Annotated in this window: 19 protein-coding genes and 2 pseudogenes; 16 read left to right on the forward strand and 5 right to left on the reverse strand. The window is 71.0% G+C overall.

Annotated features, from left to right (window positions below; translation table 11 throughout):
• Window positions 1-154 precede the first annotated feature (154 nt).
• Window positions 155-1216, forward strand: coding sequence for an Ldh family oxidoreductase (locus tag CcI49_RS04290; protein WP_076824468.1), 1062 nt, complete (start codon window positions 155-157; stop codon window positions 1214-1216).
• A 91-nt stretch (window positions 1217-1307) separates the two neighbouring features.
• Here the strand turns inward: CcI49_RS04290 and CcI49_RS04295 are convergent, their stop codons facing one another.
• Window positions 1308-1715, reverse strand: coding sequence for a cupin domain-containing protein (locus CcI49_RS04295; protein WP_076824470.1), 408 nt, complete (start codon window positions 1713-1715; stop codon window positions 1308-1310).
• 219 nt (window positions 1716-1934) lie between these two features.
• On the opposite strand from CcI49_RS04295, the gene CcI49_RS04300 reads away from it, so the two are divergent.
• The 14 genes and pseudogenes from CcI49_RS04300 to CcI49_RS04365 all read left to right on the forward strand — a co-directional run bounded on the left by CcI49_RS04300 (window position 1935) and on the right by CcI49_RS04365 (window position 15733).
• Window positions 1935-2525 carry a carboxymuconolactone decarboxylase family protein gene (locus CcI49_RS04300; protein ID WP_054567889.1) on the forward strand — a complete coding sequence of 197 codons (591 nt, stop codon included), beginning with the start codon at window positions 1935-1937 and terminating at the stop codon, window positions 2523-2525.
• Window positions 2522-3670, forward strand: a complete 1149-nt coding sequence (locus tag CcI49_RS04305; RefSeq protein WP_076824472.1) for an ABC transporter permease — start codon at window positions 2522-2524, stop codon at window positions 3668-3670. The genes CcI49_RS04300 and CcI49_RS04305 overlap by 4 nt, the downstream gene beginning before the upstream one ends.
• A 118-nt stretch (window positions 3671-3788) precedes the next feature.
• Complete coding sequence (locus tag CcI49_RS04310; protein WP_054567462.1) at window positions 3789-4985, forward strand: substrate-binding domain-containing protein; 1197 nt, start codon at window positions 3789-3791, stop codon at window positions 4983-4985.
• Window positions 4982-6904, forward strand: coding sequence for a sugar ABC transporter ATP-binding protein (locus CcI49_RS04315; protein WP_076824474.1), 1923 nt, complete (start codon window positions 4982-4984; stop codon window positions 6902-6904). Before CcI49_RS04310 ends, CcI49_RS04315 begins: the two co-directional genes overlap by 4 nt.
• Window positions 6905-7075: 171 nt before the next feature.
• Window positions 7076-8005 carry a LysR family transcriptional regulator gene (locus tag CcI49_RS04320; RefSeq protein WP_076824476.1) on the forward strand — a complete coding sequence of 310 codons (930 nt, stop codon included), beginning with the start codon at window positions 7076-7078 and terminating at the stop codon, window positions 8003-8005.
• A 159-nt stretch (window positions 8006-8164) separates the two neighbouring features.
• Window positions 8165-9097: a VOC family protein gene (locus tag CcI49_RS04325; protein WP_054567465.1), complete on the forward strand. Its 933-nt coding sequence runs from the start codon at window positions 8165-8167 to the stop codon at window positions 9095-9097.
• Window positions 9094-10581, forward strand: coding sequence for an NAD-dependent succinate-semialdehyde dehydrogenase (locus tag CcI49_RS04330; RefSeq protein WP_076824478.1), 1488 nt, complete (start codon window positions 9094-9096; stop codon window positions 10579-10581). The genes CcI49_RS04325 and CcI49_RS04330 overlap by 4 nt, the downstream gene beginning before the upstream one ends.
• Window positions 10582-10608: 27 nt before the next feature.
• Entirely contained in the window at window positions 10609-11412 is an 804-nt protein-coding gene (locus CcI49_RS04335) for a fumarylacetoacetate hydrolase family protein (RefSeq protein ID WP_076824480.1), read from the forward strand.
• A pseudogene (locus CcI49_RS04340) lies at window positions 11412-11777 on the forward strand (VOC family protein); the annotation flags it as partial. The gene CcI49_RS04335 and the pseudogene CcI49_RS04340, both read left to right, overlap by 1 nt.
• 123 nt (window positions 11778-11900) lie before the next feature.
• Entirely contained in the window at window positions 11901-12704 is an 804-nt protein-coding gene (locus CcI49_RS04345; protein ID WP_076824484.1) for an alpha/beta hydrolase, read from the forward strand.
• A complete protein-coding gene (locus CcI49_RS04350; protein ID WP_054567470.1) occupies window positions 12701-13162 on the forward strand; it encodes a heme-binding protein in 462 nt (153 codons plus the stop codon). The genes CcI49_RS04345 and CcI49_RS04350 overlap by 4 nt, the downstream gene beginning before the upstream one ends.
• Window positions 13155-14288: a methionine synthase gene (locus tag CcI49_RS04355; protein WP_076824486.1), complete on the forward strand. Its 1134-nt coding sequence runs from the start codon at window positions 13155-13157 to the stop codon at window positions 14286-14288. The genes CcI49_RS04350 and CcI49_RS04355 overlap by 8 nt, the downstream gene beginning before the upstream one ends.
• Before the next feature lie 117 nt (window positions 14289-14405).
• Window positions 14406-14729 (forward strand): helicase associated domain-containing protein, encoded by a 324-nt coding sequence (locus tag CcI49_RS04360; RefSeq protein ID WP_076824488.1) that lies wholly within the window; start codon window positions 14406-14408, stop codon window positions 14727-14729.
• 95 nt (window positions 14730-14824) lie between these two features.
• Entirely contained in the window at window positions 14825-15733 is a 909-nt protein-coding gene (locus tag CcI49_RS04365; RefSeq protein WP_076824912.1) for an alpha/beta hydrolase-fold protein, read from the forward strand.
• A gap of 192 nt (window positions 15734-15925) precedes the next feature.
• On the opposite strand, the pseudogene CcI49_RS04370 reads toward CcI49_RS04365, so the two are convergent.
• The 3 genes and pseudogenes from CcI49_RS04370 to CcI49_RS04380 form a co-directional block, all read right to left on the reverse strand.
• Window positions 15926-16723, reverse strand: a pseudogene (locus tag CcI49_RS04370) (glycosyltransferase); the annotation flags it as partial.
• A 308-nt stretch (window positions 16724-17031) separates the two neighbouring features.
• Window positions 17032-18369 (reverse strand): MFS transporter, encoded by a 1338-nt coding sequence (locus CcI49_RS04375; RefSeq protein WP_235498002.1) that lies wholly within the window; start codon window positions 18367-18369, stop codon window positions 17032-17034.
• A 101-nt stretch (window positions 18370-18470) separates the two neighbouring features.
• A complete protein-coding gene (locus CcI49_RS04380) occupies window positions 18471-19697 on the reverse strand; it encodes an FAD/NAD(P)-binding oxidoreductase (protein ID WP_076824490.1) in 1227 nt (408 codons plus the stop codon).
• Between the two features lie 485 nt (window positions 19698-20182).
• On the opposite strand from CcI49_RS04380, the gene CcI49_RS04385 reads away from it, so the two are divergent.
• Window positions 20183-21169, forward strand: coding sequence for an LLM class flavin-dependent oxidoreductase (locus CcI49_RS04385; RefSeq protein ID WP_076824492.1), 987 nt, complete (start codon window positions 20183-20185; stop codon window positions 21167-21169).
• Between the two features lie 81 nt (window positions 21170-21250).
• On the opposite strand, the gene CcI49_RS04390 is transcribed toward CcI49_RS04385, so the two are convergent.
• Window positions 21251-22792, reverse strand: coding sequence for an acyl-CoA synthetase (locus CcI49_RS04390; protein ID WP_076824914.1), 1542 nt, complete (start codon window positions 22790-22792; stop codon window positions 21251-21253).
• Window positions 22793-23039: the final 247 nt, after the last annotated feature.

Below are 23039 nucleotides of genomic sequence, written 5' to 3' on the forward strand. Positions count from 1 at the left end.
GAAGCCGGGCCACAGCCTCGGTCCCGGCCCGTTCGCTCCCTGTTCGTTCACTCGGCCTCGTCGCAGTCCGTCCGGCGCGCGTTCGCCGGACGGACGGTGGGGCGAGCGTCGCCGCCATCGCCGCCATCGCCGCCTGAGCCATCGGAGGTTCCCCATGCCTGCCCCCCGCACCATCGTGCCGGACAAGGCGTTGCGCACACTCGTCAGTGACATCTTCGTCGCGGCCGGCACCAGCCGCGAGCACGCCGACACGATCGCGGACGTCCTGGTGTGGGCGAACCTGCGCGGTGTCGACTCGCACGGAGTCTCCCGCATCCCCCGCTACCTCGAGCTGTTCGAGAAGGGCGAGGCGAACCCGCGGCCCCAGATCGCGGTCGACGAACTGCGGTCGGCCGTCGCGGTGATCGACGCGGACTCGGCCCCCGGCCCGGTGGCGCTGTCGATGGCCATGCACCAGGCCGTCAGCATGGCCCGCTCGAGCGGCATCGCCTGGGTCGCCGTGCGCGGCACGGTGCACACCGGCGCGATCGGCTACTACACCGAATGCGCCGCCCAGTACGGGATGGCCGGCCTCGGCATCGTCGCCGGCGTACCGAACATGGCCTACACCGGCAGCACCGGCGCCGGTGTGGCGACCAGCCCGCTCTCCGTCGCGGTGCCCGCCGGGCGCCATCCGATCGTCCTGCTCGACATGGCGACGGCGGTCATCGCGCTCGGCCGGATCGCCCAGCACAGGAGCAGTGGGCGGCCGCTGCCCGAGGGCGCCGCCCTGACGAAGGACGGCCGGCCCACCACCGACCCGGCCGAGGCCGCCGTGCCCCTGCCGATGGGCGGCGCGAAGGGCGCCGGGATGTCGCTCGTCTTCGAGCTGCTGACCAGCGGCCTCACCGCCAACCCGATCGTCAGCCCGTTCCACAGCGGTAGCCCGGAGGGCCGGCGGCACCGGCAGAACGCGGCCCTGCTCGCCGTCGACATCTCGGCGTTCCTGCCCGTCGACCAGTTCCGGGGAATCGTCGACGAGACGGTCGACGCCATCAAGAGGCTGCCCGCGAACGACCCGTCCGCGGAGATCCTCGTCCCCGGGGAGCGGGGCACCCGCACGTTCGCCGACCGGCTCACCGGCGGCATCCCACTGCCCGTTCCGATGGTCAACAAGCTCTGCGACCAGGCCGCCGCGCTCGGTGTGGCGATCCCGGACGGTGTGCGCCCGGCCTGACCACCCCGCCCGGAAACACGCCGCCCTCCTGGTCGCCATGGCGTCCAGGAGGGCGGGAACGGTGTGCGGACGGCTCAGTCGTTGACCATGCTCAGTCGTTGACCATCCTGTCGGCCTCCGACAGATGCTCGACGGTCTGGCCGGTCGCCATGAAGGTGCGTGTCACGAACGCCGAGTCGTATACCCACAGAATCGTCATCGGAACGTCCCCGATGTTGCGGAAGAGATGCGGAATTCCGGCTTCGACATAGGTGGTGTCGTGGGGTTCCAGCGCGGTCAGCTCACCGTCGATCTCAACTTCGGCGAGACCGCTCAGCAGCGTCACGTGCTCGACGCAGTTATGCGTGTGCAGCGGCGCTCCGGAGCCCACCGGGTAGGTGCTGATACCGGAGGTCAGCGTTGTTTTCTCGATGGCGCTGGACCTGGTAATCAGCGGTATCGTGCACACGGCACCACCACGATCGAGGCGCGTGACGTTTCGCGTCCTGATGATCGTCATCTCGAGTCCTCAGCTCTCTGTGTCAAGCCCCCGAACAGCCCGGGATCGTCCAGGTTGAGGTTAGGTGGGTCGGTCGCGGGCCACGATCGCCGATCCGGAACTCTAATGTTTCGGGGTCTTCACCAACAGCCGTCGGACAGCTCTGGACACAACGTCGAACGTTCATCATCGTTACCCCAATCACAGCTTTCGTCATGGTCGACATCGAGGAGGATGTTCGTGCGACTCAAGCCGCTGGAAACACTGTCCCCCCGGCAGGCGGAGATCAGCGATCGAATCACCAGCCGGCGCGGCGGCACCCGCGGTCCTTTCCTGGTCTGGTTGCGCAGCCCCGAGCTTTGTGAGCGGGTCGAGGCGCTCGGCGCGTTCTGCCGGTTCGAGTCGGCGCTGCCACTGAGGCTGCGGGAGCTCAGCCTGCTGATCGCCGCCCGTCATTTCGACGCGCAGTATTCCTGGAACGCGCACGTCGACAAGGCGGCGGACGCGGGCGTCGACCGCGCGGCGCTGGAGCGCCTCGCCCGCCGCGAGGACCCGGCCTTCACCGACCCGGACGAGCAGCTGCTCTACCAGTTCGCGACCGAGGTCCTCACCGAGCACTTCGTCCGCGACGAGACCTTCGCCGCGGGCCTGGCCGCGTTCGGCGAGCAGGGCCTGGTCGACCTGATCGGCAGCCTGGGCAACTTCTCGATGCTCGCGATGCTGCTCAACACCTTCCAGGTCGACCTCCAGAAGGACCGCACCGGCCCGTTCCCGGACATCTCCGGCTTCACCCGGGTCGGCCCGGTGTCGAACGGGGCGCCGTCCGCATGAGCATGGCGTCGTCCCTTCCGGGCATCCGGTCACCCCGGCGGCCCGGGCCGTCCACCGACCGGCATGGCACGGCTGTGCTCAGCCCGGACCAGGGGGCCGCGGACGGTCACGGGCATGCGGACGGCCACGAGCAGGGGCACGGCGAAGGCCACGGCGCGGGGCACGGGCGCGGCCGCGGGAGGCGGCCTGGCGGGGGCGCGGGGCTCGGCCACTACGGCGCCCGCTTCGCGGTGCTGGGTGTCTGGCTCATCATGGCTGTCGTCTACGGGATCGCGGTGCCGGAGACCTTCCTGACCTCCGGCACGGCCAAGACGATCTTCGGTAGCCAGCAGGCCCTCGTCTTCCTCACCGCCGCGCTGCTGTGCACCATCTGCGTGGGCGAGTTCGTCGACCTCTCGGTCGCCGCCGTCTTCGGCCTGTCCGCGATCCTGGTGCCGGTCCTGAACGTCGACCACGGATGGAACGTGTGGCTCGCGAGCCTGACGGCGATCGCCATCGCGACGCTGTGCGGCGCCATCAACGGCGCCCTGGTCGTCCGGCTCGGCGTGAACACCATCGTCGTGACGCTGGGGATGGGAACGCTCCTGCTCGGCATCGCGCTGTGGATCAGCAACATGACGCCGATCAGCGGGCTGAGCACGGACTTCTCGAAGATCGCACTGTTCGACGTGCTGGGGCTGCCCGTGAGCTTCTACGAGGGCGTCGGGCTCATGCTGGTCTTCGCCTACGTGCTGATGCTGACGCCGCTGGGCCGCAACATGCGGTTCGTCGGCGCGAACCGCGAGGTGAGCCGGCTCGCCGGCATCCGGGTCAACCGGGTGCGGTTCGGCGCCTTCACGACGGCGGGCGCGATCAACGGTGTCGGCGGTGTCCTGGCCGCGGCGGCGACCGGCGGGTTCGACCCGACGGTCGCCAACAGCTATCTGCTGCCGACCTTCGCGGCCACGTTCCTCGGAACCGCGATCCTGCAGCCGGGTCGGTTCAACCCGCTCGGCACACTCGTCGCCGTCTACTTCCTCGCCACCGGCATCCTGGGCCTGCAGCTGCTCGGCGTGGCCGCCTGGATCTCGAACGTCTTCTACGGCGGGGTCCTCATCGTCGCTGTGACGATCTCGACGCTGTTGCATGCCCGATCCGGGAGCTGACCGACGCTCCTGGGGTCTGTGAGCCACTCCCAGTCCCAGTTCCAGCTCCGCGACCCCTGCTTCCCGCTCAGCCAGTCCCGTAGCCGCGGCCGCGGGAGTCTCCGCCTGGAGGATGAAAATGATCACTACCGCACGTGCGTCGCGATCGGCCACCCGGTTTCGCCGGGAGCGATGGGCCATGCTGGTCGCCGCCTTAACCGCGGCGGGCTTACTGGCCGGCTGCGGCTCGGACCCGGCCGACAGCGACGGCACGTCCACGGCCGGCGCTGGGGCCAGCACGGCCGCCGGTGACCTGGCCGCCAAGGTGACGGAGCTGAGCAGCCCGCGGAAGACCCTGCCGATCCCGACCGACGAGGTCGAGGGCGTCGACAGGCTGCGCGGCAGGACGGTCTACTACATTCCGATCACCCAGCAGGCCCCGGCGCTCACGGTCACGGCACGCGCGCTGACGTCCGCGCTGTCCTCCGCCGGCGTCGACGTCCACGTCTGCAACGGCAACTCCAACCCGTCGGACATCACCTCCTGTGTGAACCAGGCGACGGGCGCAGACGCCGCCGCCATCATCACCGACGCGATCCCCTACGCACTGGCCGGCAACGCACTCGGCGCCGCCCAGAGCAAGGGCATCCCGGTTCTGATCACGAACCAGATCCCCGACTCCGCGCACCCCGCCGGCGACAGGCTGGGCTACATCGAGGGCGCCGGCAAGGCCCAGCAGCGTGCCATCGCCGACTGGATCATCGTGGACTCGGGCGGCAAGGCCAACGTCGTCATCAACGGCAGCACGGACTCGCCGTCGACCCAGGCCTATGTCGCCGCCGCGCAGGAGGAGTACAAGGCACACTGCCCGGACTGCAAGGTCAAGGTCAACAAGATCTCCTCGGCGAACTTCAGCCTGATCGCGTCCTCGACCAGCTCCGCGATTCTCACCACCCCGGGCGTCGGCTACGTGGTGTCCGAGTTCGAGCAGTACCTGCAGCCGACCCTGAACGGGGTGCAGCAGTCGGGCAAGGCGTCGTCCATCCGCGGCGCGGCGGGATCCGCTCAGATCACCGGCCTGCAGATGCTGGCCTCCGGGAAGTTCCTCCACGTCGACTCCGGCCAGGCCAACGTGTTCCAGGGCTGGGTCGACGCCGACGCGGCCATCCGGATGATGCTCGGCCTGCCGCTGCCCGAGTACGAGATCCCCATCCGGCTCTTCACCCGGGACAACGTCAAGGACATCACAGTCAGCAGTGCGGCGGAGGCAACCGGCGAGTGGTTCGGCCCGACGGACTTCCCGGCGAAGTTCCGCGCGCTGTGGGGCCTCGGATGACCGTGAAGGCGGCCGACTCCACTGCGATGACGGTGCCACGGCTGCGGATCGACCGGATCTCGAAGACGTTCGGCCGCGCCCGGGTCCTGCGCGAGGTCGGGCTCGATCTGCACCCGGGTGAGATCCACGGCCTGATCGGGCAGAACGGCTCCGGAAAGTCGACGCTGGCGAAGGTGCTCACCGGCTACCACGCGCCTGATCCGGGCGGCCAGGTCCTGGTCGACGGCACCCTGCTCCGGCTGCCCATCCGCCCGCTCGACGCGCGTGCGCACGGGCTGGCCGTCGTCCACCAGAGTCTCGGCCTGGTCAACGACTACACGGTGGTCGAGAACCTGCGGGCCGGCCGGCTGCGGGCCAGCCGGTTCTCCCGGCGGATCGACTGGAGGCACGAGCTCGCCGAGGCCCGAGAGGTCCTCGATCGTTTCGGTCGCTCCGTGCCGCTGGAGGCCAGGGTCGGATCCCTGCCCGAGGAGGACCGGGCGACCGTGGCGATCGCGCGGGCGATCCAGGACGCACGCGAAGGCTCCGGGCTGATCATCTTCGACGAGTCGACCCGGTCGCTGACCCGGCGCTCGTTGGAGCGCTTCTACGAGATGCTGGACGAAGTGGTGTCGTCCGGGACGGCGGCGCTCGTGATCACCCACCGGCTCGAGGAGGTCGTCGACGCGGCCGACCGGGTGACGGTGCTGCGCGACGGGTGCGCGGTCGAGTCGGGCCTGCCCACCGCGGGCCTGCGAGAGGCCGATCTCGCCGAGCTCGTGGTCGGGCATCGGCCCCAGGTCGCCCGCGACGTGCCCACCCACCGGCTGGGGCGTGGGCCGGCCATCGTCGAGACCGAGGCTGCCGGCGACTCACCCGGGATCTCCGGCACCGCTGACGGCTCTGCCGCCCACGCGGTCTCCGACACCGACAGGTCGGAAGGCCCCGACGGCGCCGCGCCCGCCGACAGCAACACGCCCGCCGACAGCAACGCCCCCGCTGACAGCGGCACGCCCGCCAGCGGCACCAGGCCTGCCACGATCAGGCTCACCGGAGTCACAGGCAAGGTCCTGGACCAGGTGGACCTGTGCATCGAGCCCGGGGAGGTCCTCGGCGTCACGGGCCTCGCCGGCGCAGGCTACGAGGAGCTTCCCTACCTCGTCGCCGGGGCACGTCCCGCCCGGGCCGGCCGGTTCACCGTCGGCAGCACCGACCTGGATCTGACGGAACTCGACACCCGGCGGGCCATCGCCGCCGGCGTCGCGCTCGTTCCCGAGGGGCGCGAGCACGCCGGGCTGGCATTCGAGCTGTCGGTCGCGGAGAACATCGCGCTGCCGCGGTCGCAGGGGCACGGCGGGTGGAAACCGGTGAACCGCGCCGCGGAACACTCGATGGTGCGGCACTGGATCGGCGCGCTTGATGTCCGGCCCCCCAGGCCGTCGATGCCCGTCGGCAAGCTGAGCGGCGGCAACCAGCAGAAGGTCCTGCTCGCCAAATGGCTTGCCACGCACCCACGGCTGCTGGCCCTGCACGAGCCAACCCAGGCGGTGGACGTCGGAGCGCGGCAGACGATCGTCGAGACGATCAGGTCGGCGGCCGCCACCGGCTGCGCGGTGCTGGTCGCGGGCTCCGACGAGAACGAGCTGGCGCTGCTGTGTGATCGGGTGCTCGTCCTGCGCGACGGCGCGGTGGCCGAGGAGCTCACCGACCGGATCTCGCCGGACGCGATCGTGGCGGCCACCTTCGCCTCGGCCGCCCGCCAGGCTCTCCGCCCCTCCGCCCGCGCACAGGCGGAGGATGTCGTTGCCACCGACAGCGATACCGCCACGTCCAGTGACACGGTTGGTGACACGGTTGGTGACACCGACCGTAGCGAGAGATCGGACCGCGGCGAGGCACCGGCATCCGCGTCGGCGGCGAGCCTGACCGGCGCCGGGTAACCCGTTTCAGGGCGGGCCCGACCGGGAACGACGCCGGCCCGCATACCGCTGGGAAACGAATCTCTCACCTACCGCGACCCTGCTCCTGTCACGGTCGGTGAGAGGTTTACGACCAGTCCGGCCGGGCGTTACCATCGGAACCTTGTCTCGGCGAAAAAAGGGATTTCATAGATGGATCGCCTGACCGTAATGCGGAGCTTTGTCCGAGTCGCGGACGAAGGAAACTTCAGTCGCGCGGCACGACAGCTGAACATCTCGGGATCGCTGGTCTCCCGCCATGTCGCGGAACTCGAGAAACAACTAGACATTCGACTCGTGAACCGCACGGCGCGGGCCGTGACCCTGACCGCCGCCGGCCGACGTTACCGCGACTTCGCGGACCGCATGCTACAGGAAATGGATGCGGAGGACGCCGCACTCCGCGGCCTGCGGGAGCGGGTGGAAGGGCCACTGGCAGTAATCTGCCCAAAATGGATCGGAAATCTCGACCTCGGCGAGGCGATCGCGGACTTCGCCGTCGACCACCCGAAGATTCACGTGCGGTTCGAGGTCGGTGGAATGTCGGACCGCCCGTTCGAGTTTCTCGACCAGGGCTACGACGTCGCCTTTCACACCCGGGATCTGCGCGACTCGACCATGCTGATCCGAAAGCTGGCGGACATCGAGTACGTGTTGTGCGCAGCGCCGGAGTACCTCGCCGCACGGCCACCGCTCAAGGATCCGCAGCAGCTCGCCGAGAACGACTGCCTCATTCATCTCAACGACCCGATCTGGCACCTGCGCGGGAACGGTCAGGAGATCCATTCGAAGGTGCCGACGGCGGTCTACTCCTCGAACAGCTATCTCACCCTGCGCAAGGCCGCCGTCCGCGGCCGGGGGCTGGCGCTGATGCCCATTCGCACCGTCTCCGCCGATCTCGCGAGCGGGCTGCTCGAACGAGCCCTTCCGGACTACCAGGGGCCGGCCCGGTCACTCTATGCGGTCCATTCACCCGGGGCGCACACCCTGCGCAAGGTCCGGGTTTTTCTCGACTACATCACCGCGTGGTTCACACGGAACCCGATGACGGTCAGTTCGGCCGAGCTGAGCAAACCGGCCTGAACCGAGCTGTACCGAGCCGCCTGCGCACCGGATCCGCATCATTAGCCTTCGCCGTGCGCACAGCCGGGAGGATGGTTCGACCGATACAACGGCCCTAGGCTCACCGTATCGGCGTGGGGCAGCAAAGTCGCACGTTTCCAGCTGAGGAGCACTGCACCCGTGACGATCCTGCGTATCGAACGCGCCGTCTACGCGGTCGACGATCTACCCACCTGCACAAGGTTCTTCCAGGACTTCGGCCTCACCCTGTCAGCCGCTCACGATGACGCGGACAAGGACGAGAACGAGGACCGGGCCGTGTTCACGACCCTGAGCAACCAGGCTGTCGAGCTCCGCCGGTCCGACGACCCGTCCCTTCCCCCGCCGGTCGAGCCCGGACCCACGATCCGCGAGGTGGTCTGGGGCGTCGACACGCAGGAGAACCTCGACCAGCTGGTCCGCGACCTGCGGACCGACCACGAGGTCCGGGTGGACGCCGCGGGTGTGGCGCATCTGTTCGACGAGACGGGCTTCGGCCTCGGGCTCGCCGTGGCCGCCCCCGCCGAGCCGCCGGCCGTCGAGATCCCGGTCAACCGGTTCGGCGCCGTCGGGCGCTGGAACCGGGGCCTCGACCCGTTCGCACCGGTGCGCCCGCTGCGCCTGTGTCATGTGGCGCTGAACATCCCCAAGAAAAGCTGGGAGAAGGCGGTCGCATTCTACACCGACCGGCTGGGTTTTCGCATCACCGACCAGGTGCTGCCGATGGGAACCTTCATGCGCTGCGAAGGTGACTTCGACCAGCACACCTTGTTGTTGTGTCACCGGCCCGACCGCGCCGGAATCAATCACACCTCCTACGAGGTGAACAGTTTCGACGACGTCATCCTGGGCGGGAACCAGATGATCGAGGCCGGCTGGCGCGAGGCCAGGCGGCTCGGCCGGCACACCGTCGGGTCGAACGTCTTTCGTTTTGTTCATGCGCCGTGCGGCGGGCGGGTGGAATACGCGGCTGACATGGACCGCGTCGACGACTCGTACGCGCCCCGAACACACGAGGTCACCCCGCCGCACCACCTCTGGACGCTGCAGACCAACAGGGAGAGCGCACAATGACGACGCAGCCGGGCAGCTACGAGGTGCCCGAGCCGGTTGCGGTCCCGACCGACTATCCGACCCTCGCGATGCACATCGACGGCCGCTGGACCGACGGCAGCGGTGACCGCCGCGAGGCCGTCATCAACCCGGCCACCGGCGCGCGGCTGGGCAGTGTCCCGCTGGCGGAGAAGGCCGACCTGGACGCCGCGCTCGCGGCGGCCGCCCGCGGCTACCGGATCTGGCGCGACACCCCGGTCGAGCGACGGTCGCGGATTCTGCGCCGGGCCGCGGACCTGCTGCGTGAACGCGCCCCCCAGATCGGCCGGGTGATGACGCTCGAGCAGGGCAAGGCACTGGCGGAGGCCGTCGGTGAGGTACAGCGGGTGGCGACCCTGCTCGACTGGGACTGTGAGGAGGGCCGCCGCGCCTACGGGCGGATCATCCCGACCGGGCCCGGTGAGACCCTCACCGTGCGCCGCGAACCGATCGGCCCGGTCGCCGCCTTCACGCCCTGGAACTTCCCGGCCGGCAGCCCCATGCGCAAGATCGCGGCCGCGCTGTCCGCCGGGTGCTCGATCGTGATCAAGGCCTCGGAGGAGGTGCCCGCCACCGCCTGCGCGCTGGTCCGGTGCTTCGAGGAGGCCGGGGTTCCGGCCGGGGTCCTGAACCTGGTCTTCGGCGTCCCGGCGGAGGTGTCCGAACATCTCGTCGCCTCGCCGACGATCCGGTTCGTCGCGTTCACCGGGTCGGTGCCGGTCGGCAAGAAGCTCGCCGGGCTCGCCGCCGCGGTGATGAAGCCGACGATCATGGAGCTGGGTGGGCACGCCCCGGTCATCATCTGCGACGACGTCGATCCGGCGGCCGCGGCCGCCGCCTGCGCCCGCGGCAAGTACACCAACGCCGGCCAGGTGTGCACCTCACCGAGCCGCTTCTTCGTGCACGACAGCATCCACGACGAGTTCGTCGACGCGCTCGTCAAGGCCTCCGAGGCGGTCGTGGTCGGGGACGGCCTGGCGCCGGGCGTCCAGATGGGCCCGCTGGCCAACGAGCGCCGCCGGGCCGCCGTCCGGCGCCTGGTCGACGACGCCCGCGACCGCGGCGCGGCCGTGCTGACCGGCGGTGAGGACCTCCCCGGCCCGGGTTTCTTCTACCGCCCGACCCTGCTGGCGGACGTCCCCGCCGACGCCGAGATCCTGCGGGACGAGCCGTTCGGCCCGGTGGCGCCGGTGATCCGCTTCCGCGCGCTCGACGACGCGATCGCGCAGGCGAACGCGCTCCCCTACGGCCTGGCCGCCTACGGCTTCACCCACCGGGCGGACACCGTCGCCCGGCTCACCGACGCCTTCGAGGCCGGGATCCTGTCGATCAACCATGTCGGCGGGTCCGTGCCGCAGGCGCCGTCCGGGGGCTTCAAGGAGAGCGGCCACGGGCGCGAGGGGGGATCCGAGGGCCTGGACGGCTACCTGGTCACCAAGCGCGTCTCACACCGGCTGGCGATCTGATGCGGACGATCTGATGCGGGCGATCTGATGCGATGGTGCCGTTTCGAACGCGGTGGCGTGCCCAGCTACGGCGTCATCGTCGACGAGCAGGTCTGGCCCGTCGACGGTGACCCGTTCGCCGGGCACCGGCCCAGCGGCGAGCCCGTGGCGCTGGCCGAGGTGCGGCTGCTGGCGCCGGTGCTGCCCCCGACCTTCTTCGCCGTCGGCCTGAACTACGCCAGCCACATCGAGCACGCGCGGGAACGCGGCTACGCCCTCGCGGTGATGCCCGAGCGCCCGGAGATCGGTTACCGGGCCAACAGCGCACTGATCGGGCCCGGCGAGGCCATCGTCAAACCGGCCGACTGCACCGGCCGGTTCGAGACCGAGGGCGAGCTGGTGGCGGTGATCGGGCGCCGGGTGCGGCACTGCTCCCGCGAGCAGGCCGTCGACGCGGTGTTCGGCTGGACGATCGGCAACGACGTCAGTGCCCGGGAGTGGCAGCGCAGCGACCGCACCCTGTGGCGGTCCAAGAACAGCGACACCTTCAAGCCGATGGGTCCGTGGATCGAGACCGACGTCGACGCCCTGGCCGCCACCACCACGGTCAGCCTGGACGACACCGAGGTCGCACGGTTCGCCACCGGAGACATGATCTTCGATCCCTACGACTACATCCGCGAGATCTCCCGCTACATCACGCTCATGCCCGGCGACGTCCTGTGGATGGGCACCGAGTCGGTCGTGGCGATGGAACCGGGCCAGACCGTCGGCGTGACGATCTCCGGCATCGGCACACTGAGCAATCCGGTGGAGCTGGAGAAGTCGTCAGCAGCGGCCGAGGAGAAATGATGAGCAACCGACCCGCCTATATCCATCACGTCAACTTCCCGACCACCGACCCGGAGCGCACGAAGGCCTGGTACTCGAAGGTTTTCGGGCTCAAGGCGATCACCCCGAAGAGCAACACCAGGGTGGTCCTGATGACCCGCGGGAACTTCGACCTGCATTTCACCCCGGTCGAGGAGATGGACCGCATGTCGCCCTACCACTTCGCCATGGAGGTGGAGGACTGGGACGGCTTTCTCGCCCACCTGCACGAACTGGGCGTCCGGCACACCCGGCCCATCGAGCGGCCCGAGAACAACTCGAAGTTCTGCTACATCCACGACCCCGACCACACCATGATCGAGATCGTCTACCACGGCAACCGCCCCGGGGCCGGTGGCGGAGCGCCGCCCCGCCAGGCCGCCGCACCCGCACCCACCCCCGCGGCCGCACCCGCCTTCATCGCCGACTCCGCCGACTCCGCCGACTCCGCCGCCAAGGAAGCGTGACCCATGCCCACCACGACGTCCTCGGACGGCACCGGGATCTACTACGAGGTGCACGGCAGCGGCCCGGCCGTCCTGTTCGTGCACGGTTCGGGCGGGCACCACGCCGCCTGGTGGCAGCAGGTTCCCGTGCTGCGCGACCGGTTCACCGTCATCACCCTCGACCTGCGCGGTTTCGGCCGTTCGGACTCCACCATGGACGAGTTCGACAGCCGGGCGTTCCCCGATGACATCACCGCCGTTCTCGTCGACTCCGGGGTGGAGCGCGCGGTGCTGGTCGGGCAGTCCATCGGGGCCGCGGCGGCGCTGCGGGCCGCGCTGCGCCAGCCCGGCCTCGCCGCCGGCGTGGTGCTCGCGCACTCGCTCGGCGGCATCGACCATCCCGACCTGGCCGCACGGGTCCAGGCCGACCGGGCCGAGGCGGTGAAGCTGCCCGTCCTGGACCGGCTGCTCACTCCCCGCTTCCAGGCCGAGGAGCAGGAGAAGACGTTCCTGTTCCGGCAGATGGGCACCTTCAACACCGCGAAGATGGCGGATCTTCGCAATCTCAACACCGACGGCCCGACCGTCGCCGAGCTCGCCGGCTCCGGCATTCCGCTCTGTTTCCTCGCCGGGGAGAACGACGCGGTGCTGCGCCCGGACACCGTCCGCGCCGCGGCGGCACTTCTCCCGAGCGCGACGCTGGAACTCGTCCCGGCCGCGCCGCACTCGATGTACTGGGAGGCGCCCGACCTGTTCAACGCCGCCCTCATCCGCTTCCTGGAAAAGGCGTACGCCACGGAACTCACGACCGCTGGAGCGTCGGCATGACCCTGCTGTTCAGTGCTGCCCGGACCCTCGTGGACGACGCCCGGGAGCGCGCGCTCGAACTGGGCAAGGCGCTGAGCATCGCCGTCGTCGACTACGGCGGCTTCACCGTTCTGGTGGAGCGGATGGACGGCGCCCGCCCCATGACGCCGGCCATCGCCCTGTCGAAGGCCTACTCGGCGGCCGTCATGCAGCGGCCGACCGAGATGCTGGAGAACTGGCGCCAGTCCGACCCGGTCTTCTTCACCCAGGTGGGACGGATGGGACAGCACCCCATCGTCGCCACCAAGGGTGGCTACACGCTCAAGCGGGACGGCGCGATCCTCGGCGGGATCGGCATCTCCGGTGGCAGCCCGGACGAGGACCAGCAGATCTGCGAAGCCGTCGTCGCGGCCGCCGGCTTCGCCGTCGACTTCCCGGCCTGGGCCGGGGCACGCCGGGAGGCGAACGGACATGGCTGACGACTTCAAGTACCACATCGACCACCACGCGAGCCTGCTGCCACCGGCCGAGCTGGTCGAGACCCGGGCGGCACAGCTGCGCGGAGCCGTCGACGGTGCGGCGCTGCTGGCCGCCGAGGAGACCGCGATCAGCCAGGCGCTGCTCGCCCAGCGCCGGCTGGGCCTGGCCGCGCTCAGCGACGGGGAGTTCCGCCGGCGCAACCATCTGTCCGTCGTCTACGACGGGGTCGCCGGGTTCGCCGACAGGCCGCTGCCCGGCGGCGCGTTCGCCGACCTCGTCGGCATCGCACACGCGCCGGAGGTCCGCGGGCTGACCGATCGCCCGGTCGGGCAGGGCCGGCTGGCCAAGCACGAGGCCGACTATCTGCTGTCCGGCACCGACCGCCCGACGCTGGTGGCGCTACCGTCCCCGGGCTTCCTCGCCGAGCTGTCCGGAGGCGTCGCCGTCACCGGCGGTGAAGCCGGGCAGGGCGGGACATCCGGGACGGCCGGGCGGGTCGAGCAGGTCGAGCAGGTCGGTGCGGATCTCGCGCGGATCCTGGGCGCGGAGATCGCCGCCCTGGCCGCCGACGGCATCCGTTACGTCCTGCTGACCAACCCCGCGTATACTTTCCTGCTCACCGAGCAGGGGCGGTCGCAGGCCCGGTCGCGCGGCATCGATCCGGACTCGACCATCGAACGGATGTCGCAGGTCGACGCCCAGGTCCTCGCCGGCCTGGAGACACCGGCGGAGTTCCGTGTCGGCCTCGACATCACCACCGCCGGTGCGGTCGGCGGTGGCTACGACCCGGCTGCCGTCGAGCGGTTCCTGGGCGGCCTGGGATTCGGCCGGCTGTGCGTCGAATACCCGGCGGCACCCGCGGAGCGTTTCCCGCTCGGGCAGCTGCCCGCCGGGCTGGTGATGTCACTCGGCATCGTCGACGTCGACGACCCGGAGCTGGAGCCCGTCGACGAACTGGTCGGCCGGATCGACGACGCGGCCGCCCTGATCGACGTCGACGACATCGCGATCTCGACGAACGGCGGGTTCCACGCCACGGCCGTGCCGCTGGACGCGGCCCACCAGCGCGCGAAGCTGCAGCGGGTCGAGATGGTCGCCCGCTACTTCTGGGGCAACGAGCTCTGACCGCCCGCCCGGCGGGGCCGGATCTCGTCTCCGCCGGGCGCGTGCGACCTGTCGAACAGCGGGCATGCATGGAGAGGAGAGTGTTCGGCAGAAGCTGCCGGCAGGAAGGTCAGCACTGTGAACAACGAACCGCAGATCGCCGCCGCGGATCGCGCCCGGCGCCGCGAGCGGCTGGAACACAGCGTCCAGCAGCTGTCCGACGCGCAGGTCCAGGCCGATGAGGACGAGTTCCGCCTCGGCCTGGCGGCACTGCGCGAGTTCAGCCACAGCCACGGCCACACCCGGGTCCCGGACGGTCAGCTGGACCCGAGCGGCTTCCCCCTCGCGACCTGGGTCGCCGGTCAGCGCGTGGCGCACCTGGAGGATCGGCTCCCACCGGCGCGACGGTCCGCGCTGGAACGGATCCCCGGCTGGCAGTGGGAGCCGGCCACGCAACGCTGAACGGGCCGCGCACCGAGGAACCGGCGCAACGGCGCAACGGCGGACCACCGCACCGTGGTCGCGGTGGTCCGCCGCGTGATGAGAACATCCGCAGCATGGGCCCAAGCAGGCGTGCGCTGCTGATCGCGACCATCACCGCGGCCGGTGGTCTTCCCACAGCCTGCGGGACGGATTCCCAGCCCTCCCACGGCCTCGTCGTCAGTGACTCCCCACGCGCGGTCGGCACTGCGGCCACGCCCGTTTCGCCACCTGCTTCGCTTTCCACGTCCACGCCCGGCGCCGCGGCGACCCGTGGTCCGGTCGAGGTGCGTCGGACGAGGTTCGCGAGCGCCGCGCGGGGCCGTGAGGTCGGCATGGCGGTGGTCGCGCCGCGCGTCGCGGACGGACTGGGGGTCTGCCTCGTCCTGCATGGGCGCGGTGACGACGCTGCGCGGGCCGTCTCCCTGCTCGGGCTGGAAGCCCAGCTCGGCACGGTGCTCGCGGCCGGGGCGGCACCGTTCGCGCTCGTCACCCTGGACGGCGGCGAGACGTACTGGCATCGCCGGGCCTCCGGCGACGACCCGGAGACCATGATCCTCGACGAGGTCCTGCCGCGGCTCGACCAGCTGGGTCTGCGTACCAGCCGGATCGCGGTGACGGGCTGGTCGATGGGCGGTTACGGCGGGTTGCTGCTCGCGCACCGCCACCCCGAGCGGGTCGTAGCCGTGGCCGCGAGCAGCCCGGCGATGTGGCATTCCTACGGTGCCAGCGCCCCCGGCGCGTTCGACTCGAAGGCCGACTTCGCCGCCCACCCGGTGCTGGGAACCGCGCCCGCCCCCGGCGTGGCCTACCGGATCGACTGCGGCGAGTCGGATCCCTTCATCAGCGTCTCCCGCGAGGCCGCTGTGACGCTGCGGGCGCAGGAACGGAGCTTCGGGCCCGGCGGCCACACTCCCAGCTACTGGCGTTCCGTCACGCCGGCCCAGCTGACCTTCGTCGGTGCGGCGCTGGCCCGCACCGCCTGACCGCCGCGGCTGGGACACCCACGTCGAGCGGAGCCACGATCCGCCCCGGCGGCCTCGGCCTGCTCGGTGGTGGGAGCACCGAGCAGGCCGAGGAGTCAGTTGGCCGGGCGTCGCCGTCGGGGCCGCAGGTGCGGGGATCGATGCCGTTCAGCACGCGGGCACGACGGGCCGGGCCGGCCGGGCGGACAGCCGCTCCCGGCCGAAGATCGCGCGCAGCTGCGCCAACGGCACCGTTCCCCGGGCGATCTCGCGCCGGATCCGCCGGATCCCGCGCAGGTCGGCGAGGGCGGTCGAGACGATGTCGACCCGGCTGTCCGGATCGTCGATCCAGTCGACGGTCGTCTCGTGGATGCGCATCCCGCACCGCTCCGCCAGGACCAGCAGCTCGGTGTCGAAGAACCATCCGTTGTCGGCCACGTGGGGCAGCAGCGCGGCGGCGACGTCGGCCCGGATGGCCTTGAAGCCGCACTGCGCGTCGGTGAAGTGCACCCGCAGCGTCGCACGCAGCAGCAGGTTGTAACAGCGGGAGATGACCTCCCGCTTCGGACCGCGCACCACCCGCGAGCCGCGGGCCAGCCGGCTGCCGATCGCCAGCTCCGAATGGCCTGACAGCAGCGGCGCGAGCAGCGGGAGCAGCGCGGCGAGATCGGTGGACAGGTCGACGTCGCAGTAGGCGAGCACCGCCGCGTCGGAGGCCGCCCACACCGTGCGCAGTGCCCGGCCGCGGCCCTTGGCGTCAAGGTGCGTCACGGCGACACCGGGCAGTTCGGCGGCGAGTCGCTGTGCCGTGGCCAGGGTCGTGTCGGTGCTGGCGTTGTCCGCGATCGTGATGCGGAACGGGTAGGGGAAGGTCGCGCTCAGATAGGTGTGCAGCCGCCGCACGCCCGGAGCGAGATCCCGCTCCTCGTTGTACACGGGAACGACCAGGTCGAGCACCGGGGCGAGCCCCTCCCCGCCCGGTGCCGCAAGCGCCGTCCCAAGGGCTGCCACCGCCGCCCCGGCAACCGTGGCCCCGACAGCCGTGGCCCCGACAGCCGTGGCCCCGGCCGTCGTCACCGCGGGCGTGGAGCCGACGTCCGGGGCCGGGAGCGTCCCGTCGGTGTTCGAGGCCCCGCCGTTGTGGCGACGCGCGGCCGGCACCCCGGCGACCGGTGCCCCGACGAACAGTGAGGATGTCATGGGTCCACCGTCGGCGCCGAGCCTTCGGCACCGCTGTGCTGTCCCTGTGCGACGACTGTGAGATAGGCCGATGCCAGGTCGGAGGGGGGCCGAACCGCCTGTCCAGCAGCCCCTCCCGGCTAACCCGCGGCGGACGCCGACGTCGTCGCGGGCGGCAGGCTCGCCGTGGTCGGCGGCGGCACGGGCGAATCGGGGCCGGGCGGCACGGGCGAATCGGGCCGCGCGAGCGAATCGGGCGGCGTGGGCGAGCTGGCCGTGGCGAGGACACCGGTGAGCGCCGCGATGGCGCAGGTGAGCCCGACCACCGCCCACATGGTCGTACGCAGGCCGACGAGCTCGGCCACGCCGCCGATCAGCGGCGGCCCCGCGAGCCAGCCCGCATAGCCCAGCGACCCGACCAGTGCGATCGCCGGCCCGGCGGGTGCCCCGGCGCGGGTCGCCCGACGTCCCGCCTCGGAGAACGCCGCCGGTACCACACAGGCGAGGCCGGCGCCGAGCACGGCGAAGCCGACGATCCCCAGCGCGGTGCCCGCCGCCGTCCCGCCGAGGACGAGGGCGCAGGCGAACACGACCCCCGCGGCCAGCGCCAGCGGCCGGATCGTCCGYCGGACGCCGTGGGCCTCCACCACCCGGTCACCCACCAGCCGTACGCCCAGCATGCAGGTCATGTAGGCGACCAGGCCCACCCCGGCCAGGCCGGGCGACGCACCGGTCACGTCCGTCAGGTAGACCGCGCTCCAGTCCGCCGCGATCCCCTCGCCGAGGAAGCTCGCGAACGCGACCACGCAGAGCGGGACGAACGGCACCACCCACCGCACCGAAGCCCGGAGCTCCGCCGACCGGCGGTGCCCGCGCGGCGAGGCGCGAGGTGCCGCGACAGCGTGGTCGCCGTCCAGCATCCAGCGGGTCGCGGGCAGGGCGGCGGCGAGCCCGGCCGCGCCCAGCAGGGCCGTCTGCAGGCCGAGCGGAAGATCGAGCGCCGCGGCGCCCGCACCGAGGCCCGCTCCGACGAGCGCGCCTCCCGTCCAGGCCGCGTGCACCGTCATCATGATCCGCCGGCCGAACAGCTCCTCGATCATGGCCGCCTGCGCGTTGCTCGCGATATCGAGCGCCCCGCTGAGCGCGCACCACACCGCGAGCACCGCGAACAGCGACGCCACTCCGGACACCACCGCCAGCAACGTGCCCGCGACGCAGTAGCCGCCGAGCGAGGCGACGACCATCCGCCGGCTGCCCAGCCGCCTGACGAGGGCGCCGGCGGCCCACAGCGTGGCCAGCGCACCCACCGGACCGCCGAGCAGGGCCAGGCCCAGCTCACCGTCGGAGAGGCCGAGGTCGCTGCGGACCTGGGGGATGCGCGGCGCCCACGCGGCGAGGACCAGTGCCAGCACGAAGTGGGTCACCATCGTCGCGGCCCTCGCCCGGGCCAGCACCCGCCGGTCGGAAGTGTCCTTCACCGACCTACTTTGACACCGAGATACCTACCGGAAAACCTTGATCCGCCTGGGAAGCCCTGATCCGGCCCCCGTTACCGGAATCTCGTGAACTGCCCGCGCGCTCACGAGCCGAGGCCGCGCAGCATCAGGTTCCAGTAGAAGGCCGGCAGGCCGTAGCGCTTGAGCAGGTACATGTCGCGGCGTGCCCGGGTGGTGTCGATCATCGGGATGCTGGGTCGCGGCTGCAGCGCGTAGTCGAACTCGGCGAGCACCATCCGGTCGCGGGCGGTCACGATCGGGCAGGCCGTGTAGCCGTCGTAGCGGGCCCGCGGCTCGCGGCCGTCGAGCAGGGCCAGCAGGTTCGCCACGACCACCGGTGCCTGCTTGCGGATCGCCGCACCGGTCTTGGACGTCGGCAGGCCCGCGACGTCACCGAGCGCGAACACGTCCGGGTAGCGGGTGTGCCGCAGCGTCGCCGGGTCGACGGTGACGTAGCCGCCGGGGTCGTCCGCTCCCGCGAGCGGACCGGACCTGATCCAGTCCGGGGCCTGCTGCGGCGGGGTGACATGCATGAAGTCGTAGTCCAGCTCGGTCATGCCGCCGGTGCCTCCGGTCGGGCCCGCGGCCAGCTCGTGCAGGACGGCCTGGCGGCGCTCGGGACGGACCTCCACCAGCTCGGTGGAAAGCCGCAGGTCCAGGCCGTAGCGCTCGACGGCGGCCTCCAGCGCCGGCAGGTACGCCGCGACCCGGAACAGCGCGGACGCACCGAAGGCGAGGACGATCCTGATGTCGCGGGCGACACCGGTCCGATGCCAGTAGTCGGCCGCCAGGAAGGCGATCTTCATCGGCGCCCCGCCGCACTTGACCGGCGTCGACGGCAGCGTGAACACGGCCGTCCCCGACCGCAGGTTGCGGATGAAGTTCCAGGTCGCCGGGGCGAAGTCGTAGCTGTAGTTGCTGGACACCCCGCCGCGGCCCAGCGTCCGCTCCAGCCCGGGGACGGCGTCCCAGCACAGCTGCAGCCCGGGCGCCACCACCAGGAAGTCGTAGGCCACCCGACCGCCGCCGGCGAGCCCGACCGTGTGCGCGTCGGGGTCGATCTCGACGGCCGCGTCGCGGTACCAGCGCACACCGCGCGGCAGGACGTCCTGCTCCGGTCGGGCGGTGGGCTCCACCGGGGCCCGGCCGCCGCCGACCAGGGTCCACATGGGCTGGTAGTAGTGCGTGTTCGACGGTTCGATCAACGCGACGTCCGTGACGCCCGCCCGGCGCAGCCGCGCCGCGACCGTGATTCCCGCCGTCCCGCCGCCGACGATCAGTACTCGGTGCCTGCCTGTGCTGCCACTCATGGTGGACCTCCCGATCCCGCGGGTACCGAGTCGCTCCCCTGCCCGTCCACTCGCACGGTCCGACGCTATGTTCCGGATGCGCACAGCGACGCCATGCGCCCGCCGTAGTGGCGGACAAGGCACCCGGACGGGCCGGACGACTCAGCGGCCAAAAGGGGCATAGATCAGCTGGCGACCCGCAAGCAAGAAGGATCTTGGTCGTTGGAACGACCAAAATCGTTCACTCTTGCGACTCGCCAAACCGGATCGCCACACCCAGGGGTGCCCGCACGGCCGACCGCCCGTCCCGGGAGGGCGACGACTGGTGATCTCCGAGCGTGACGTCGGACCGAGCACCGACCCGGCAGCACCCGGACCACTCCGACGGGACCACCGCAGTTACCAGGGTCACTGATTGTATGTATTATCCGATCTTCCTGGTCCGGCCTCGACCAGCTCCGCCCCTCGACCGACCTCTGGACGCGTCAAGCCCACAGGGAGCCCCAGTGTTCACGATGCGTTTCGACCTGCGCGCGCCGGCCATCGGCGCCCCGGCCCCGCAGCTGTACCAGACCGCGTTGGAGATGGCTGCCTGGGGCGAATCCCGGGGATGCCTCGCGGTCACGGTCTGCGAGCACCACTCGTCGCCCGACGGCTACCTGCCCGCACCGCTCACGCTCTGCGCGGCGCTGGCCGCCCGGACCACCACCTTACCGATCTTCGTCGCGGCGCTGGTGCTGCCGCTCTACGACCCGATCCGGCTCGCCGAGCAGATGGTGGTGCTCGACATCCTGAGCAACGGCCGGATCTCCTATGTCGCGGCTGTCGGTTACCGGCCGGCCGAGTACGAGCTGTTCGGGGTCGACTTCGCCCGCCGTGGCAAGATCGCCGAGGAGAAGCTGCGGCTGCTGCTGCGGGCGAAGTCCGGCGAGCCGTTCGAGCATGAGGGACGTCTGCTGCAGGTCACCCCGCGGCCGGTGACCGCGGGCGGCCCGACGGTCTTCTGGGGTGGCGCCAGTGCCGTGGCGGCCCGCCGCGCCGGCCGCCACGGCCTCGGCTTCTTCGCCCAGAAGGCTGCCCCCGGCCTGCAGCAGGCCTACGAGCAGGCCGCCCAGGCGGCGGGCCACCAGCCCGGCTTCGCTTTCCTGCCGCCGCCGGACCTGCCGACCACCGTGTTCGTCGCCGAGGACGTCGACCAGGCGTGGGCGGAGATCGGCCCGCACCTGCTGCACGACGCCGTCAGCTACGCCAGCTGGAACGAGGCTGATCAGCGCACCGACACCACCACCGCCAGCCTCTCCTTCGCGACGACGGTGGACGAGCTGCGGGCCGAGAACCGCAGCCACCGCGTCATGACCGTCGAGGAGGCGGTCGAACTGGCCCGCGGCGGGCAGACGATCAACCTGCACCCGCTGGTGGGCGGCCTGCCCCCCGAGATCGCGTGGCGTTACCTGCGGATCGTCGTCGACAGGGTGATGCCCGCCCTCGCCTGAGCCAGGCGCGGAGGCCGAACACAGCGTGCACCGCTCGGTGTGCGCCGCTCAGCCTCCGCGCCCAGCTTCCGACGGAGCGGATCAGCCGCGCAGCGCCTTCTTGGCCATCTTGCCGGTCGGTGTACGCGGCAGCTCGGTCACGAAGTCGAACCTGCGCGGGATCTTGTAGGAGGCGATCCGCCCGCGCAGGAACTCCGTCAGCTCGGCCGCGAGGCCGGGCCCCGGCGTGACGCCCACGGCGGGCTGCACCACCGCCCGGACGGATTCACCCATCTCCTCGTCGGGCATTCCGACGACGGCGACGTCGAACACCTTGGGATGCAGGACGAGACTGTCCTCGATCTCCTGCGGATAGATGTTCACGCCGCCGGAGATGATGAGGAACACCTTCCGGTCGGTGAGGTAGAGATAGCCGTCGGCGTCGAGATACCCGATGTCACCTGTCGTGTTCCAGGTCGGATGGTCCGGATGCCGTGCCTGGGCCGTCTTCTCCGGGTCGTTGTGGTATTCGAACAGCGGGTCGTGGCGTTCGAAGTACACGGTCCCGGTCTCGCCCGGCGGCAGCGGCGTACCGTCATCCGCGCAGATGTGCAGGATGCCGAGCGTCGCCTTCCCCACCGTTCCCGGCCGGTGCAGCCATTCCTCGCTGCTGGCGAGCGTCGTGCCGATGGCCTCGGTGGCGGCGTAGTACTCGTGGAGGATCGGGCCCCACCAGTCGATCATCGCCTGTTTCACCGTGACGGGGCACGGTGCCGCGGCGTGCACGGCGACCCGATGGCTCGACAGGTCGTACTGTTCCCGCGCCTCGGCTGGCAGCTTCAGCATTCGGACGAACATCGTGGGCACCCACTGGCTGTGCGTGACCCGGTGGCGTTCGATGGCGGCCAGCGCGGCCTGCGCGTCGAAACCGCGCATCAGGACGACGGTTCCGCCGACCGCGTGGATGACGGTGGAGTACCGCAGGGGCGCCGCGTGGTAGACCGGCGCGGGAGACAGGTACACGGTGTCGGCGTCGAAGCCGTACATCCGCGGGAGAAGCTCGGTGTAGAGGTCGCCCGGCTCGTCGACCTGCCGTTTCGGCAACGGCTTCTTGATCCCCTTCGGCCGGCCGGTGGTGCCCGACGAGTACAGCATGTCGGCCCCGCGGGGCTGCGCCGGCAACGGCTCCGGCGAGGCGCCCGCCAGCGCGGCCTCGTAGGAGCCGAAGCCGCCCGGAAGGGATCCGCTCGGCTGCGGCTGCGCACCGAACATCAGCCGGACATCCACGGCGGGCGTGTCCCTGACGACGGTGGCCGCGATGTCCCGCAGGGCGGCCGAGGCGATCAGTACCCGCGCCCCGCAGTCGTTCACGATGTAGCTGATCTCGGGCACCGCGAGATGCCAGTTGACCGCGGTGATGTAGAAGCCCGAACGCACCGCCGCCCAGTACACCTCGTAGGCCTGCGGAGTGTTGTCCGCCAGCAGCGCGACATGGTCGCCCCGCCGGAAGCCCGCGTCGTAGAGATACCGGGCTAAACGTAGTGAATTGTCCTCGAGCTCACGGTAGGTGAGCCGCTCCCCCGTCTCCGCGATGATCACAGCCGGTTTGTCGGCGAACCTCGCAGCGAACGTTCCGGGATACATCGACTCATTCTCCTCCACATCGTGATCTCCCCCGCTGCCATTGTCGCCGTCCACCGGAGCACCGGCCCACCCCTTGCCCGCACCCGTCACCTCCGGGCCGGCCGGCTCCTCGCCCGGTCATATCGGCGCCCGGTCGCATCCGGGCCCGGTCACATCCGGGCCGCGGGCTTCGACTCCTCTGTGTGCGCCGCGCTCGGGGCGCACCGCCGGGCGTGGGACGTCCCGGCGTCTCCCGAAGCGAGGCGCG

The sequence above is a fragment of the Frankia sp. CcI49 genome (genome assembly GCF_001983215.1).
Taxonomy (GTDB): Bacteria; Actinomycetota; Actinomycetes; order Frankiales; family Frankiaceae; genus Parafrankia; species Parafrankia irregularis.

Excerpts from the sequence above, each read along its gene's own strand:
- CcI49_RS04330 (WP_076824478.1), top strand. The coding sequence starts at position 9,094 with ATGACGACGCAGCCGGGCAGCTACGAGGTGCCCGAGCCGGTTGCGGTC.
- CcI49_RS04345 (WP_076824484.1), top strand. The coding sequence starts at position 11,901 with ATGCCCACCACGACGTCCTCGGACGGCACCGGGATCTACTACGAGGTG.
- CcI49_RS04365 (WP_076824912.1), top strand. The coding sequence starts at position 14,825 with ATGGGCCCAAGCAGGCGTGCGCTGCTGATCGCGACCATCACCGCGGCC.
- CcI49_RS04335 (WP_076824480.1), top strand. The coding sequence starts at position 10,609 with ATGCGATGGTGCCGTTTCGAACGCGGTGGCGTGCCCAGCTACGGCGTC.
- CcI49_RS04305 (WP_076824472.1), top strand. The coding sequence starts at position 2,522 with ATGAGCATGGCGTCGTCCCTTCCGGGCATCCGGTCACCCCGGCGGCCC.
- CcI49_RS04355 (WP_076824486.1), top strand. The coding sequence starts at position 13,155 with ATGGCTGACGACTTCAAGTACCACATCGACCACCACGCGAGCCTGCTG.
- CcI49_RS04320 (WP_076824476.1), top strand. The coding sequence starts at position 7,076 with ATGGATCGCCTGACCGTAATGCGGAGCTTTGTCCGAGTCGCGGACGAA.
- CcI49_RS04310 (WP_054567462.1), top strand. The coding sequence starts at position 3,789 with ATGATCACTACCGCACGTGCGTCGCGATCGGCCACCCGGTTTCGCCGG.
- CcI49_RS04315 (WP_076824474.1), top strand. The coding sequence starts at position 4,982 with ATGACCGTGAAGGCGGCCGACTCCACTGCGATGACGGTGCCACGGCTG.
- CcI49_RS04295 (WP_076824470.1), bottom strand. The coding sequence starts at position 1,715 with ATGACGATCATCAGGACGCGAAACGTCACGCGCCTCGATCGTGGTGGT.
- CcI49_RS04350 (WP_054567470.1), top strand. The coding sequence starts at position 12,701 with ATGACCCTGCTGTTCAGTGCTGCCCGGACCCTCGTGGACGACGCCCGG.
- CcI49_RS04390 (WP_076824914.1), bottom strand. The coding sequence starts at position 22,792 with ATGTATCCCGGAACGTTCGCTGCGAGGTTCGCCGACAAACCGGCTGTG.
- CcI49_RS04380 (WP_076824490.1), bottom strand. The coding sequence starts at position 19,697 with ATGAGTGGCAGCACAGGCAGGCACCGAGTACTGATCGTCGGCGGCGGG.
- CcI49_RS04290 (WP_076824468.1), top strand. The coding sequence starts at position 155 with ATGCCTGCCCCCCGCACCATCGTGCCGGACAAGGCGTTGCGCACACTC.